The organism is Pseudomonas sp. NPDC096925 (genome assembly GCF_044762545.1).
In the GTDB taxonomy this organism is placed as follows: Bacteria; Pseudomonadota; Gammaproteobacteria; order Pseudomonadales; family Pseudomonadaceae; genus Aquipseudomonas.
In genome coordinates this window covers 276,912-292,200 of the sequence record NZ_JBIWEM010000004.1, presented here as the reverse complement: position 1 = coordinate 292,200, position 15,289 = coordinate 276,912, and the positions used below count along the sequence as shown (strand labels likewise).

The 15,289-nt window shown below is 64.2% G+C and carries 11 protein-coding genes; 6 read left to right on the top strand and 5 right to left on the bottom strand.

The window, feature by feature from the left end:
* Nucleotides 1-2 precede the first annotated feature (2 nt).
* Nucleotides 3-1,640 carry a 5-guanidino-2-oxopentanoate decarboxylase gene (locus ACIQYU_RS15125; RefSeq protein ID WP_233687038.1) on the bottom strand — a complete coding sequence of 546 codons (1,638 nt, stop codon included), beginning with the start codon at nt 1,638-1,640 and terminating at the stop codon, nt 3-5.
* Between the two features lie 114 nt (nt 1,641-1,754).
* Between ACIQYU_RS15125 and ACIQYU_RS15120 the strand changes: the two genes are divergently transcribed.
* The gene (locus tag ACIQYU_RS15120) at nt 1,755-2,630 is read left to right on the top strand and encodes a LysR substrate-binding domain-containing protein (protein ID WP_207836698.1); all 876 of its coding nucleotides are present in this window, start codon (nt 1,755-1,757) and stop codon (nt 2,628-2,630) included.
* A 98-nt stretch (nt 2,631-2,728) separates the two neighbouring features.
* Here ACIQYU_RS15120 and ACIQYU_RS15115 read toward each other — a convergent pair whose 3' ends face one another.
* Together ACIQYU_RS15115 and ACIQYU_RS15110 are read right to left on the bottom strand one after the other, a co-directional pair.
* Nucleotides 2,729-3,343: an NAD(P)-dependent oxidoreductase gene (locus tag ACIQYU_RS15115; RefSeq protein WP_233687039.1), complete on the bottom strand. Its 615-nt coding sequence runs from the start codon at nt 3,341-3,343 to the stop codon at nt 2,729-2,731.
* Nucleotides 3,344-3,370: 27 nt separating this feature from the next.
* Nucleotides 3,371-4,246 (bottom strand): MBL fold metallo-hydrolase, encoded by an 876-nt coding sequence (locus ACIQYU_RS15110; protein WP_207836703.1) that lies wholly within the window; start codon nt 4,244-4,246, stop codon nt 3,371-3,373.
* Nucleotides 4,247-4,349: 103 nt separating this feature from the next.
* Between ACIQYU_RS15110 and ACIQYU_RS15105 the strand changes: the two genes are divergently transcribed.
* Nucleotides 4,350-5,255, top strand: a complete 906-nt coding sequence (locus ACIQYU_RS15105; protein ID WP_207836705.1) for a LysR family transcriptional regulator — start codon at nt 4,350-4,352, stop codon at nt 5,253-5,255.
* A 22-nt stretch (nt 5,256-5,277) separates the two neighbouring features.
* Here the strand turns inward: ACIQYU_RS15105 and ACIQYU_RS15100 are convergent, their stop codons facing one another.
* A complete protein-coding gene (locus ACIQYU_RS15100; protein ID WP_003259571.1) occupies nt 5,278-6,147 on the bottom strand; it encodes an oxaloacetate decarboxylase in 870 nt (289 codons plus the stop codon).
* Between the two features lie 440 nt (nt 6,148-6,587).
* Here ACIQYU_RS15100 and ACIQYU_RS15095 point away from each other — a divergent pair, with 440 nt between their 5' ends.
* Nucleotides 6,588-8,039, top strand: coding sequence for an MDR family MFS transporter (locus ACIQYU_RS15095; RefSeq protein WP_207836707.1), 1,452 nt, complete (start codon nt 6,588-6,590; stop codon nt 8,037-8,039).
* A 251-nt stretch (nt 8,040-8,290) separates the two neighbouring features.
* Here ACIQYU_RS15095 and ttgR read toward each other — a convergent pair whose 3' ends face one another.
* Nucleotides 8,291-8,923, bottom strand: coding sequence for an efflux transport transcriptional regulator TtgR (gene ttgR, locus ACIQYU_RS15090; protein WP_207836720.1), 633 nt, complete (start codon nt 8,921-8,923; stop codon nt 8,291-8,293).
* A gap of 258 nt (nt 8,924-9,181) precedes the next feature.
* Between ttgR and ttgA the strand changes: the two genes are divergently transcribed.
* The 3 genes from ttgA to ACIQYU_RS15075 are packed head-to-tail and all read left to right on the top strand — an operon-like array spanning nt 9,182 to nt 14,946.
* Nucleotides 9,182-10,336: a toluene efflux RND transporter periplasmic adaptor subunit TtgA gene (ttgA, locus tag ACIQYU_RS15085; RefSeq protein ID WP_063913228.1), complete on the top strand. Its 1,155-nt coding sequence runs from the start codon at nt 9,182-9,184 to the stop codon at nt 10,334-10,336.
* Nucleotides 10,337-10,339: 3 nt separating this feature from the next.
* Nucleotides 10,340-13,492 carry a multidrug efflux RND transporter permease subunit TtgB gene (ttgB, locus tag ACIQYU_RS15080; protein WP_207836723.1) on the top strand — a complete coding sequence of 1,051 codons (3,153 nt, stop codon included), beginning with the start codon at nt 10,340-10,342 and terminating at the stop codon, nt 13,490-13,492.
* Nucleotides 13,489-14,946: an AdeC/AdeK/OprM family multidrug efflux complex outer membrane factor gene (locus ACIQYU_RS15075; protein WP_063913230.1), complete on the top strand. Its 1,458-nt coding sequence runs from the start codon at nt 13,489-13,491 to the stop codon at nt 14,944-14,946. The genes ttgB and ACIQYU_RS15075 overlap by 4 nt, the downstream gene beginning before the upstream one ends.
* The last annotated feature ends 343 nt before the right edge of the window (nt 14,947-15,289 follow it).

Here is a 15,289-nt window from a genome sequence, read left to right as displayed (position 1 = left end):
CCTCAACCCAACACAGCCCCCTGCCACTGATTCTGGTCAACCTGGATCAGGGTCGGCCCCTTGCGCTCCACCGCGTGCCCCAACGCCGCCTGCAACTGCGCCACATCCGCCACCTGCTCCGCCGCAGCGCCCAAGGCCCGCGCCACACCAATGAAGTCCGGGGTATGGATATCCACCCCGACCGGCTCGATCGCCCGGTTGACCATGTATTTCTTGATCTCCTCATACCCCTGGTTGTTCCACAGCAGCACGATCAGCGGCACTTGCGCCTCCACCGCGCTGGCCAGCTCCGGCAAGGTGAACTGCAAACCGCCATCCCCAATCAGGCACACTGCAGGCGCACGCTCGCCGACCTGTTCCGCGCTGCCCAGCCAGGCGCCCATGGCCGCCGGCAACGCATAACCCAGGGTGCCGTAGCCGGTCGAGGCATTGAACCAACGCCGTGGCTGCTCCATGTCCAGGGTCAGGTTGCCGGTGTACACCGGCTGGGTCGAATCGCCCACCAGAATGGCATTGGGCAGGCGCTCGAGAATCGCCGTCAGCAAGCGCGTCTGGCTCAGGGTCGGCTGGTCCCAACCCGTCGCCAGTGCCTGGCGCAGATTGGCCACGCGCGCCACACCCCAGGTGCTTTCGCGCATCGGCTGCGGCAGGGCTTGCAAGGCACCGAGCAGCGCTTCGGCGGCCAGTGCGGCATCAGCCACCAGCGAAAGCTCCGGCAGGTAATTGCGCACGGTCTGGTCCGGGTCGATATCGATGCGCAACAGGCTGCCCGGGATCTCGAAACCACCCTTGAAGGTCACGTCATAGTCGGTTTCGGCCAATTCGGTACCGATTGCCAGTACCACGTCGGCCTCGGCCACCAGCGCCCGCGTGGCCGGCAACGACTGCGTCGAGCCGATCTGCAGCGGGTGGCTGGACGGCAGCAACCCCTTGGCATTGATGGTCAGCGCCACCGGGGCCTGAAGGTGTTCGGCCAGGCGCGCCAGCGCAGCGCCGGCAGCCAACGCGCCGCCCCCGGCCAGGATCAAGGGCCGCCGTGCATTGGCCAGGCGCTCGGCCATCTGCGCCACGCCCTGTGGCGCTGCCCCCGCCCGGCTGCCACGCACCGGACGCCCCGGCAGCAGGTGATCGGCCGGTTCGACCAGCACATCGAGCGGGATCTCGATATGCACCGGCCGCGGGCGGGCGCCTTCGAACACGGCGAACGCCCGGGCCAGCACCTGTGGCAGGTCATCGGCACTCATCAAGGTGTGGGAAAACGCAGCAACACCCGACACCAGTGCCGCCTGGTTGGGCAGCTCATGCAGCTTGCCGCGGCCACCGCCCAGCTGGTCGCGGGACTGCACGCTGGAAATCACCAGCATCGGGATCGAGTCGGCATAGGCCTGGCCCATGGCGGTGGTGATGTTGGTCATGCCCGGGCCGGTGATGATGAAGCACACCCCGGGCTTGCCGCGGGTCCGCGCATAGCCGTCGGCCATGAACCCGGCACCCTGCTCGTGGCGCGGGGTGACATGACGGATGGACGAGCCGGCCAGTCCGCGGTAGAGCTCCACGGTATGTACACCAGGAATGCCGAAGACATGGTCCACGCCATAGCCTTCAAGGAGTTTTACCAGTACTTCGCCGCAGGTTGCCATCGGGTTTCACCATGAATCTTGGTTGGGTTATGCCCTTATTGGACCCAGCCACGGCTATCGCCACAATGCAAAAAAACACATACTAGCCATGTCCTGTAATCATGGCTTAGCGCAATGAAACGCCTCCCGCCCCTACCCGCCCTGCATACCTTTCTGGTTACCGCCCAGCACTGCAACTTCACCCGTGCCGGGCAGCAGCTGCATATCACCCAGGGCGCCGTCAGCCGGCAGATCGCAGCGCTCGAGGAGCACCTGGGTTATGCCTTGTTCCAGCGCCAGGCCCGCGGGCTGAGCCTGACCCGTGAAGGCCAGGACTGGCTGCCACGAGTGCAGCAGGTGTTCGCGCTGATCGAACAAGGGGTGCGTGAGGTAGGTGGGCGCAGCACTACCTTGCAGCTCAAGGCTCCGACCTGCGTGATGCGCTGGCTGCTGCCGCGCCTGATGGAATGGCAGGCGTTACGCCCGGATGTGCCGGTGGAGCTGACCACCACGGTGCAGCATGGGGTGGATTTCCGCCGCGAGGGTTTCGATGCGGCGGTGGTCTACGGCGAGGCGCCGAACCACGGGCTGCGCGTGCGCAAGCTGTTCGATGAGCAACTGACGCCGGTGTGCGCGCCGTCATTGCGCCAGGGGCCGGTACCGTTGCAGCAGGTCGAGGACCTGGCGCGACACATGCTGCTGCACCCGTCGCGGGATGAGCATGACTGGCGGTTGTGGCTGCAGGCAGCGGGGGTGACGCTGGGCACTCAAGGGCCGAAGCAGCATTTCGAGACGCTGGACATGGCGATGGCCATGGCCTCGCAGGGGACCGGGGTGGCCATCGGCGACTGGTCGCTGATCGGCGATGACTTGCGCGGGGGGCGGTTGTGCATGCCGTTTGCGCTGAAGGTGATGACCGGCAAGGGGTATTACCTGGTGAGCCAGGCCAGGAGCTTGCCGGCGGGGTTGGGGGAGTTGCTGGATTGGCTGGAACACCAGGCCAGCCAGTGAGGGCCTCTTCGCGGGCACGCCCGCTCCCACAGGTACTGCACGGATTCCAAGACCTGTGCTTTACCTGTGGGAGCGGGCGTGCCCGCGAAGCAGGCGACTCAGTACCCGACCGTGAATCGCTGCCGCGAATGTTGCGGCTTTTCCAGCTCGTCGAGCATGGCAATCGCGTAATCGGCAAAGGTGATCCAGCTCTTGCCATCCGCACCGATCAGCAGATGATCCTTGCCCAGCGTGTAGTGCCCGCTGCGCTCACCTTCAACGAACTCCGCCGACGGCGACAGGAAGGTCCAGTCCAGGTTCGGTTCCCGTTGCAACACCTCCAGAAAACGCACCCCGGCAGTGGCCTCGGCCTTGTATGCCTCGGGGAAGTTCGGGCTGTCGATCACTCGATGCCCCGATGGCAGCAACAGGCTGCCGGCACCACCCACCACCAGCAGGCGCCTGACCCCGGCCCGCTTGACCGGCTCAATGATGGCGTGCGGTTCGATGGTCGAGAAATGCGCCGCACTCAGCACCGCATCCATACCCGCGACCGCCGCTTGCAGGGCCGCGCTGTCCCTGGCATCCAGCGCCTTGACGGTCACCCCGTCCCGCCCCTGCAGCCGCGACGGGTCGCGGGCGATGGCCAGCACACTGTGGCCACGGCGCAGGGCCTCTTCCAGCAACTGGCTGCCAGCGCGGCCAGTGGCACCGATGATTGCGATCTTGCTCATGGGATACTCTCCATCAGTTGAACGGAATTACCACTTCATCTCGCCCTTGGCGACCTTGGCCCCCAGCTCCAGCGAGCTTTCATCGGCCAGGCCCGGGTAACGTCGCTTCATCGCCGCGATCAACGCACCGGCGTCCTTCGCCTTGGCGGTCTCGGCATCGAAATCACGAATATAGTTCGCCGTGAAATGCACGGACTCCAGCGATCGGCTGCTGTCCCCCAGGTAGTGCCCGGGGATGACCGTGCGCGGCGCCAGCGCTTCGATGTGCGCCAGGGTGCCGAGCCAGTCGGCGTGGGATTTGGCCGTTTGAGTGTCGGCCATCCACACATGAATGTTCTCCGACACCACCACGCCACCGACCACCGCCTTGATCGACGGGATCCACACAAAACTGCGGTCAGGTTGCGGGCCGTCCAGGCCGACCACCTCGAGAGCCTGCCCTTCCAGCGTCAGGCGGTTGCCTTCGAGCACCTGTGGCAGCACCAGCCGCGCTGGCTTGTCCGTGCCCATCTGCGGGCCCCAGTAAGCCAGCTTGGCATCCATGGTCTGGCGGATATGGGCAACCGTGGCGGCCGAAGCCAGCACCTTGGCGTCGGGGAAGGCCTGGGTCAGGGTATCCAGGCCGAAGTAGTAGTCCGGGTCGCCATGGCTGATGTAGATGCTGGTCAGCTGCTTGCCACCTGCCCGCAGGCGCTGCACCAGCTGCTCGGCCTGGGCCTTGCCGAACTGGGCATCGACGAGGATGGCGTCGTGCTCGCCACTGACGATCACCGAACTGACCGGGAAAATCGCCTCGTGCCCGGGGTTGTACACCTCCAGCCGCAAGGGTTCGGCAGCCAGCACCGGGCCGGCCAGAGTCACGCAGGCCAGCAGCAGACCACGCAAGGGAGTGAAAAGAGACATCGCAAACACCCGTCAGATGAACAATGCCCACCAGCTTAGTTGCCCAATCCATGACAAAAAATGCGATGCTCGAACATAGTTTGTTTCTGAAATCGGGCAAATCATGGACCGTCTCAACGCCATGCGCGTTTTCGTCACCGTCGTCGACCTGGGCAGCCAGTCGGCGGCGGCGGATCATCTGCAACTGTCCCGACCGGTGGTGTCGCGCTACCTGGCAGAGCTGGAAGACTGGGTTGGCGCAAGGCTGATGCAGCGCACCACGCGCAAGCTCAGCCTCACCGCAGCCGGCCAGGAAACCCTGCCCCGCTGCCGGCAACTGCTGGAACTGGCCGGCGACCTGCAGGCCGCGGTGCAGCAGCCGGATGACGCGCCCAAGGGCGCGCTGCGCATCAGTGTCAGCACCTCGTTCGGCCAGGCACAGCTGGTGGATGCAGTGGCCGCCTACGTCCGGCGCTACCCCGGGGTGAAGGTGGAACTGCAGATGCTCGATCGCACAGTCAACCTGGTGGACGAGCGCATCGACCTGGCCATCCGCACCAGCAATGACCTGGACCCCAACCTGATCGCCCGGCGTCTGAGCGTGTGCCGCTCGGTGGTATGTGCGGCACCGGCCTACCTGCGCGAGCACGGCACGCCGCAACGGGTCGAGGAACTGAGCCGGCACAACTGCCTGACCCATGCCTACTTCGGCCACAGCCTGTGGCATTTCGAGGTGGCCGGCCAGCAGGTCGCTGTGCCGGTGGCGGGGAACATCAGTGCCAACGAGGCGATGACACTGCAGAAGGCGGCGCTGGCCGGCGCTGGTATCGCCATGCTGCCGACCTACCAGGCTGCGCAGGCCCTGCGCCGGGGCGAGCTGGTGCGCCTGCTGCCCGAGGCCAGGCCGCGCGAGCTGAACCTGAATGCGGTGTACACCTCACGCAAGCACATGCCGGCGACCTTGCGCAGCATGCTGGATTTTCTCGTGCAGCGGTTCCAGGACGAACCCGAGTGGGATCGGGACCTGTGACGCTCCTACAGGGAGCGCGCTGTCACTCCTCGACGCTCATGTATTCCTTGGCCCAGCGGATGTAGTCCTCGGGCTGGGTGTAGGTGTGCGAGAGCTCGGTGGCGCTGAGGTTTTCCGACTTGTTCTGCTGGCCGCGCTGCAGCCGCAGGCAGTCGTAGGTGGCCTTGATCGCGGCAAAGTAGGCTGCGTGACCATCGACCACGATGCGCACGCCCAGGCGCGCCAGGCGCTCGTCGTCGCGCAGGTTCGGGTTGCCGTAAGTCACCAGCATCAGCGGCACCGTCAGGTGCTCGGCAATCTGCTCAAGCTGCTCGAAGTCCTTCACCCCCACCATGCAGATACCGTCGGCTCCGGCCTTCTGGTAACTCTGGGTACGCACGATGATTTCTTCGGTGGTGAGCACGCCAGCGTTGGTCCTGGCAATGATCGACAGTGACGAATCGACCCGCGCCTCCAGCGCCGCACGGATCTTGCCGACGCCCTCTTCAACCGGGATCAGGTCGGTGGACTTGCGCCCGAACTGGGCCGGCAGCAGGGTGTCCTCGATGGTCAGCGCAGCCACGCCGGCGCGCTCCAGTTCGATGACCGTGCGCATGACGTTCAGCGCGTTGCCATAGCCGTGGTCGGCATCAGCCAGCACCGGCAGTTGCGCCACGCGACCAATACGGGTGGCCTGCTCGACGAACTCGCTGAGGGTAATCAGGGCGAAATCCGGTGCGGCCAGTACCTGCAACGAAGCGACGGAACCACCGAGGATGCCGACCTCGAAGCCCAGGTCTGCGGCAATGCGTGCCGACATCGGGTCGAACACCGATGCGGTGTGATAACAGGAACCTGAAGCGAGCAGCTCGCGGAAGGCAAAACGCAGATCTTGATGGGAAGCCTTGGGCATGATCACTCCGCAAAATAAGTTGAAATTCGAACGGTAACTACCGACCCCTGTAATCGGGTCTACCTGGGCTGTTCCAACCGTCGCCATCTGGGCGGTCATGCTCGACATGCAGGCAGAGGAATAAAAGGTGTGGGAGACAGCGGCGCGAAAACCCTGCGGCATAATGCTGCACCAAGCTGGTGCAGGCCCCGGTTTTCAGCCTCTGTGGCATACCAACGATATCACGCAGCCATGCCGCACTGGATGAATGCGCCAATGCCGATCTTGCATAGGGGATGCAGATAGTACATAGGAAGCTACCTAACTCAGGTTACAATCCAAGGGCCCTTTCGCGGGTAAACCCGCTCCCACAGGTACGGCGTTGCCCTCAGGAACAGCGACATACCTGTGGGAGCGGGTTCACCCGCGAAGAGGCCGCCAAAGACAAACAAGGTATCCCCGTGACCGCCGCCCTGCCCCCCACCACTCTGCGCAACGTGCTCACCGCCCTGATGCTGGCCATCTTCCTCGGCGCCCTGGACCAGACCATCGTCGCCGTCTCGCTGCCGGCGATCTCGGCGCAGTTCAACGATGTCGGCCTGCTGGCCTGGGTCATCTCCGGCTACATGGTGGCGATGACCGTGGCCGTGCCGATCTACGGCAAGTTGGGTGATCTGTATGGGCGGCGCCGGATGATCCTCACCGGCATCAGCCTGTTCACCCTGGCCTCGATCGCCTGCGCCCTGGCCCAGGACATGCAGCAACTGGTGCTGGCCCGGGTACTGCAGGGCATTGGCGCAGGCGGCATGGTCTCGGTGAGCCAGGCGATCATCGGCGACTTCGTGCCCCCGCGAGAACGCGGCCGCTACCAGGGCTACTTCAGCAGCATGTACGCGGTGGCCAGCGTCGCCGGGCCGGTGCTGGGCGGCTGGCTGACCGAATACCTGTCCTGGCGCGGGGTGTTCTGGATCAACCTGCCGCTGGGGCTGGTTGCACTGTGGGCGATCCGCCGCGCCCTCGGCGGCATGCCGGCACAGCGCCGCAAGGCGCAGGTGGACTACCTCGGCGCCGTGCTGCTGATCCTTGGCCTGGGTAGCCTGTTGCTGGGCATTACCCTGGTTGGCCAGGGCCACGCCTGGGCCGACCCACCCGTGCTGGCCCTGTTCGCCTGCGCCGCGCTGGGCCTGGTGCTGTTCATCGCCCATGAACGCCGCTGCCCGGAGCCACTGCTGCCGCTCGGCCTGTTCGGCAACCGCGTGGCGGTGCTGTGCTGGGGCGTGATCTTCTTCGCCAGCTTCCAGTCGATCTCTCTGACCATGCTCATGCCGTTGCGCTACCAGGGCATCACCGGCGCCGGTGCCGACAGCGCGGCCCTGCACCTTCTGCCGCTAGTGATGGGGCTGCCCATGGGTGCCTTCACCGGCGGGCGCATGACCAGCCTGACCGGGCGCTACAAGCCGCAGATCCTGGCCGGCGCGCTGCTGATGCCGCTGGCCATTTTCGCCATGGCACTGACCCCGCCACAGTCGGCCTTGCCCAGTGCGCTGTTCATGTTGCTGACCGGCATCGCCTGCGGGCTGCAGTTCCCGACCTCGCTGGTAGGTACGCAAAGCGCGGTGGACAGCAAGGACATCGGCGTGGCCACCAGCACCACCAACCTGTTCCGCTCGCTGGGCGGGGCCATGGGGGTGGCGTGCATGTCCAGCCTGCTGCTGGCGCTGCTGCACCAGGGCGGGTTCGAGTCGCTGGGTAATCCGTTGCTGGGGAGCCTGAAGGCCGGCGAAGTGGACCTGGTGACACAGGGGCGGTTGCTGGAGACGTTCCGGCAGTTGTTGATGGGGAGTGCCGGGGTAGCTGTGCTGGGACTGTTTGCAGCGTTTGCATTGCCCGACCGGCAACTGCGCGGACGCTGAAGGCGGCCGTACTCTTGTGGGGGCTGCTGCCTTGCTGCAAACCTGCATCTTGTGCGATCCCTGTGGGAGCGGGTTCACCCGCGAAGATGGCTGCGCGGTGAATGGCACCGGCTTCGCCGGTGTTCGCGGGTAAACCCGCTCCCACAGAGATCTCGGCGCGTCGGCAGAACCTGCACGGCTGAGCAATCCGAAAGCATTAATCGCCCCTTAACACAAAGGGGTAACACTCCCTCACAATCCTTCACAAAGAGTCATTTGCGCAGAGCCGGGCTCAAGCGCAGCATATCCAGCCCGGTGTCGACCCATTTTTCGACATCCTTCAACAGATCGACACTGTCAGGCAGCAACAGCCAGCGCCCGATCAGGCCATCGACATAGGCGAACATGGCCACCGCTGCGCGCTCGACATCCAGCTCGCCTGGCAACTGGCCCCGGCGCGCGGCATTGGCCAACGCCAGGGTGATGCCCTTGTGGCAATCCAGCACCGCCCCCTGGCGCTGCTGGCGAATTTCACACATGTCATCGGTGAACTCGCACTTGTGATGCAGGATTTCATTGATACGCCGGGTTCGGGCATCGAGCACCAACTCGTTGAACACTTGCAGCAACAACTTGCGCATGCAGCCAAGCGGGTCCACTTCGTCCTCGCTTTCGCTCGCCCGCGCCAGGTGGTCATGGGTTTCATGCAGGCTGTCGAGCAGCGCCTGCACCAACTCGGCCTTGTTGTTGAAGTGCCAGTAGATAGCCCCCCGCGTCACACCCGCCAGTTCGGCGATGTCGGCCAGGGTGGTTCGCGCAACCCCGCGCTTGTAGAAGGCCTTTTCCGCCGCCTCGATGATCTGGGCGCGGGTTTCCTGGGCTTCTTCTTTGGTTCGACGGACCATGGCAGTACAAACCTCATCTGCCCCGAACGCGCAGCGCGTGCGGGGAACACTCCGGGGGCACCTCTGCAGGGTGCCTCGCGGATGAGCTAATCAAGGACTGTGGCAGTACCCGAGTACAACCCAGCGGTATTTACAAACAACCATGAATGTAAGTATATTCCTTAGCAAGCTATTTATCCACCGGATAGCAATTTTTCCAGATCAAGACTCTTCCACTACTCTTGAGCGTCTCCCAGCTCCAGCGACCCGAGGATCCTCATGCAATTCAAGCCAGCCGTTACCGCTCTGGTTTCCGCCGTCGCCCTGGCCACCCTGCTCAGTGGCTGTAAGAAAGAAGAAGCAGCGCCAGCGGCGCAGGCTCCTCAGGTCGGCGTCGTGACCATTCAGCCCCAAGCCTTCACCCTGACCTCGGAATTGCCGGGGCGTACCAGTGCCTACCGCGTCGCCGAAGTGCGCCCGCAGGTCAACGGCATCATCCTCAAGCGCCTGTTCAAGGAAGGCAGTGAGGTCAAGGAAGGCCAGCAGCTGTACCAGATCGACCCTGCCGTGTACGAAGCCAACCTGGCCAATGCCCAGGCCAACCTGCAGGCCACCCGCTCGCTGGCCGAGCGCTACAAGCAGCTGATCGACGAACAGGCTGTCTCCAAGCAGGAATACGACGACGCCAATGCCAAACGATTGCAGGCCGAGGCTTCGCTCAAGAGCGCGCAGATCGACCTGCGCTACACCAAGGTCCTGGCACCGATCAGCGGCCGTATCGGCCGTTCTTCGTTCACCGAAGGTGCACTGGTGAGCAATGGCCAGGCCAACGCCATGGCCACCATCCAGCAACTCGACCCGATCTACGTCGACGTCACCCAGTCCACCGCCGAGCTGCTCAAGCTGCGCCGTGACCTGGAAAGCGGCCAGCTGCAGAAGGCCGGCGACAACGCCGCCTCGGTGCAGCTGGTGCTGGAAGACGGCAGCCTGTTCAAGCAGGAAGGCCGCCTGGAGTTCTCCGAAGTCGCGGTCGACGAGACCACGGGCTCGGTCACCCTGCGCGCCCTGTTCCCCAACCCCGATCACACCCTGCTGCCAGGCATGTTCGTGCATGCGCGGCTCAAGGCCGGGGTCAACGCCAACGCCATCCTGGCCCCGCAACAGGGCGTGACCCGCGACCTGAAAGGCGCGCCGACCGCGCTGGTGGTCAACCAGGAGAACAAGGTCGAACTGCGCCAGCTCAAGGCCAACCGTACCCTGGGCAGCGACTGGCTGATCGAGGAAGGCCTGAACCCGGGCGACCGCCTGATCACCGAAGGGCTGCAGTACGTGCGCCCGGGTGTCGAGGTCAAGGTCAGCGAAGCCACCAACGTCAAGAAGCCGGCCAGCCCTGTTCAGGCCAATGCGGCGAAAGCAGACGCCAAAGCGGAGTAAACCATGTCGAAGTTCTTTATCGATCGCCCGATCTTCGCCTGGGTGATCGCCCTGGTGATCATGCTGGTCGGCGCCTTGTCGATCCTGAAGCTGCCGATCAACCAGTACCCGAGCATCGCGCCGCCGGCCATCGCCATCGCCGTGACCTACCCGGGTGCCTCGGCGCAAACCGTGCAGGACACCGTGGTACAGGTAATCGAGCAGCAGCTCAACGGTATCGACAACCTGCGTTATGTGTCGTCGGAAAGTAACTCCGACGGCAGCATGACCATTACCGCCACCTTCGAGCAGGGCACCAACCCCGACACCGCGCAGGTGCAGGTGCAGAACAAGCTGAACCTGGCCACCCCGCTGCTGCCGCAGGAAGTGCAGCAACAAGGTATCCGCGTCACCAAGGCAGTGAAGAACTTCCTGCTGGTGATCGGCCTGGTGTCCGAAGACGGCAGCATGACCAAGGACGACCTGGCCAACTACATCGTCTCCAACATGCAGGACCCGATCTCGCGGACTGCCGGTGTGGGTGACTTCCAGGTGTTCGGTGCACAGTACGCCATGCGTATCTGGCTCGATCCGGCCAAGCTGAACAAGTTCCAGCTGACCCCGGTCGACGTCAAGACCGCCGTGGCCGCGCAGAACGTGCAGGTGTCCTCTGGCCAGCTCGGCGGCCTGCCGGCCATGCCGGGTACCCAGCTGAACGCCACCATCATCGGCAAGACCCGCCTGCAGACTGCCGAGCAGTTCGAGAAGATCCTGCTCAAGGTCAACAGCGACGGTTCGCAGGTGCGTCTGGGTGATGTCGCCCAGGTTGGCCTGGGTGGTGAAAACTACGCCGTCAGCGCACAGTTCAACGGCAAGCCGGCTTCCGGCCTGGCTGTAAAACTGGCCACCGGCGCCAACGCCCTGGACACCGCCAAGGCCCTGCGCCAGACCATCGCCGACCTGGAACCGTTCTTCCCGCCCGGGGTGAAAGCGGTATTCCCGTATGACACCACTCCGGTGGTCACCGAATCGATCAGCGGCGTGATCCACACCCTGATCGAAGCCGTGGTCCTGGTGTTCCTGGTGATGTACCTGTTCCTGCAGAACTTCCGCGCCACCATCATCACCACCATGACCGTACCGGTGGTGTTGCTGGGTACCTTCGGCATCCTTGCCGCTGCCGGCTTCAGCATCAACACCCTGACCATGTTCGCCATGGTCCTGGCCATCGGCTTGCTGGTGGACGACGCCATCGTCGTGGTGGAGAACGTCGAGCGGGTGATGTCCGAGGAAGGCTTGCCGCCCAAGGAAGCGACCAAGCGCTCGATGGAGCAGATCCAGGGTGCCCTGGTGGGTATCGCCCTGGTGCTGTCGGCGGTACTGCTGCCCATGGCGTTCTTCGGCGGCTCCACAGGTGTGATCTACCGGCAGTTCTCCATCACCATCGTCTCGGCCATGGGCCTGTCGGTACTGGTGGCGCTGATCTTCACCCCGGCCCTGTGCGCCACCATGCTCAAGCCGCTGAAGAAGGGCGAGCACCATGTGGCCAAGCGCGGCTTCTTTGGCTGGTTCAACCGCAACTTCGACCGCAGCGTTACCGGCTACGAGCGCAGCGTGGGCACCATCCTGCGCAACAAGGCTCCGTTCCTGCTGGCCTACGCGCTGATCGTGGTCGGCATGATCTGGCTGTTCGCCCGCATCCCGACCGCGTTCCTGCCGGAAGAGGACCAGGGCGTACTGTTCGCCCAGGTACAGACCCCGGCCGGCTCCAGTGCCGAGCGCACCCAGGTGGTGGTCGACCAGATGCGTGAGTACCTGCTCAGCGAAGAGGCAGACACCGTGGCTTCGGTGTTCACCGTCAACGGCTTCAACTTTGCCGGCCGCGGCCAGAGCTCGGGTATGGCATTCATCATGCTCAAGCCGTGGGATGAGCGCTCCAAGGAAAACAGTGTGTTCGCCCTTGCCCAGCGCGCCCAGCAGCACTTCTTCACCTTCCGCGATGCAATGGTGTTCGCCTTTGCCCCGCCTGCGGTGCTGGAACTGGGTAACGCCACCGGCTTCGACGTGTTCCTGCAGGACCGCGGTGGTGTCGGCCATACCAAGCTGATGGAGGCACGCAACCAGTTCCTGGCCAAGGCCGCGCAGAGCAAGATCCTGAGCGCCGTGCGCCCGAACGGTCTGAACGATGAGCCGCAGTACCAGCTGACCATCGATGACGAACGTGCCAGCGCCCTGGGCGTGACCATCGCCGACATCAACAACACCCTGTCGATTGCCCTGGGTGCCAGCTACGTCAACGACTTCATCGACCGTGGCCGGGTCAAGAAGGTGTACATCCAGGGCGAACCGAACGCGCGGATGAGCCCGGAAGACCTGCAGAAGTGGTACGTGCGCAATGGCGCCGGCGAAATGGTGCCGTTCTCCTCCTTCGCCAAGGGCGAATGGACCTACGGCTCGCCGAAGCTGTCGCGTTACAACGGCGTCGAGGCAATGGAAATCCTCGGTGCACCGGCCCCGGGCTACAGTACCGGTGAAGCCATGGCCGAAGTCGAGCGCATTGCTGGCGAACTGCCAAGTGGCATCGGCTTCTCCTGGACCGGCATGTCCTACGAGGAAAAACTCTCCGGTTCGCAGATGCCGGCGCTGTTCGCACTCTCGGTACTGTTCGTGTTCCTGTGCCTGGCAGCCCTGTACGAAAGCTGGTCGATCCCGATCGCCGTGGTGCTGGTAGTACCGCTGGGTATCATCGGTGCCCTGATCGCCACCAGCCTGCGCGGGTTGTCCAACGACGTGTACTTCCTGGTCGGCCTGTTGACCACCATCGGCCTGGCGGCGAAAAACGCCATTCTGATCGTCGAGTTCGCCAAGGAACTGCACGAGCAGGGCCGCAGCCTGTACGACGCGGCGATCGAGGCGTGCCGCATGCGTCTGCGCCCGATCATCATGACCTCGCTGGCGTTCATCCTCGGCGTGGTACCGTTGACCATCGCCAGTGGCGCCGGCGCCGGCAGCCAGCACGCCATCGGCACTGGCGTGATCGGCGGCATGATCAGTGCGACCGTGCTGGCTATCTTCTGGGTACCGCTGTTCTTCGTCGCAGTGTCGTCGCTGTTCGGCAGCAAAGAGCCGGAAAAGGACGCCACCCCTGAAACTCCACGTTATGAGGCTGGGCAATGACCAAGTCTTTGTTGTCCCTGGCGGTAACCGCTTTCATTCTTGGCGGCTGCTCGCTGATCCCCGACTACCAGACCCCGGAATCGCCGGTGGCTGAGCAGTGGCCGCAAGGCCCTGCGTACTCGCCGACGCAATCGGCGGAGGTTGCCGCCGCCGAACAGGGCTGGCGACAGTTCTTCCATGACCCGGCACTGCAGCAGCTGATCCAGACCGCGCTGGTCAACAACCGCGACCTGCGCGTCGCCGCGTTGAACATCGACGCCTACCGTGCGCAGTACCGTATCCAGCGTGCCGACCTGTTCCCGGCGGTTTCGGCCACCGGCAGTGGCAGCCGCCAACGCGTACCGGCAAACATGTCGCAGACGGGCGAAGCAGGTATCACCAGCCAGTACTCGGCCACTCTGGGCGTCAGCGCCTATGAGCTGGACCTGTTCGGCCGTGTACGCAGCCTGACCGAGCAGGCCCTGGAAACCTACCTGTCCAGCGAGCAGGCGCGTCGCTCCACGCAGATCAGCCTGGTAGCCAGCGTGGCCAATGCCTACTACACCTGGCAGGCCGACCAGGCGCTGTTCAAGCTGACCGAAGAAACGCTGAAGACCTACGAGGAAAGCTACAACCTCACCCGTCGCAGCAACGAAGTCGGCGTAGCCTCGGCACTCGACGTCAGCCAGGCGCGTACCGCCGTGGAAGGCGCCCGGGTCAAGTACTCGCAGTACCAGCGCCTGGTCGCCCAGGACGTCAACAGCCTGACCGTGCTGCTGGGCACCGGCATTCCCGCCGACCTGGCCAAGCCACTGGAGCTCAATGCCGACCAACTGGCCGAAGTACCGGCCGGCCTGCCGTCGGACATCCTCCAGCGTCGTCCGGACATCCAGGAAGCCGAGCACCTGCTCAAGGCCGCCAATGCCAACATTGGCGCGGCCCGCGCAGCGTTCTTCCCGAGCATCAGCCTGACCGCCAATGCCGGCAGCCTGAGCCCCGACATGGGCCACCTGTTCTCGGGCGGCCAGGGTACCTGGCTGTTCCAGCCGCAGATCAATCTGCCGATCTTCAACGCCGGCAGCCTGAAGGCCAGCCTGGACTACTCGAAGATCCAGAAGGACATCAACGTCGCCAAGTACGAAAAGACCATCCAGACCGCCTTCCAGGAAGTCTCCGATGGCCTGGCGGCGCGCAAGACCTTCGAAGAGCAGTTGCAGGCGCAACGCGACCTGGTGCAGGCGAACCAGGATTACTACCGCCTGGCCGAACGCCGCTATCGCATCGGTATCGACAGCAACCTGACCTTCCTCGACGCCCAGCGCAACCTGTTCAGCGCCCAGCAGGCGCTGATCGGCGACCGCCTGTCGCAGCTGACCAGCGAGGTCAACCTGTACAAGGCGCTTGGCGGTGGCTGGTACGAGCAGACCGGGCAGGGCAACAACCAGCAGGCAGCGGTGGAAGCACCGAAGAGCTGATCAGCCCTGTTACAGCAAAGAGCCCACCTTTAACGGTGGGCTTTTTGTTTGTCGGTTGCCTGTACAGGCCTCTTCGCGGGTAAACCCGCTCCCACAGGGTTTTGCACGAATTCTGAAGGCAGTGCAGTACCTGTGGGAGCGGGTTTACCCGCGAAGAGGCCAGTACAGGAAAACAATTAACCAACCGGAACATTCTGTTCGATTATCGCCCGTTTCCGTTTGCGGCGAATTGCCTCACCCCTGCCCTACCCCGCACCATCCTCCCCACGCAACGTTGCCCCGGTTCATCCCAAAAGACCCGCACCTGCAGGCCGCATCCTGCAGCGCCCCGGCTCGCCCATAA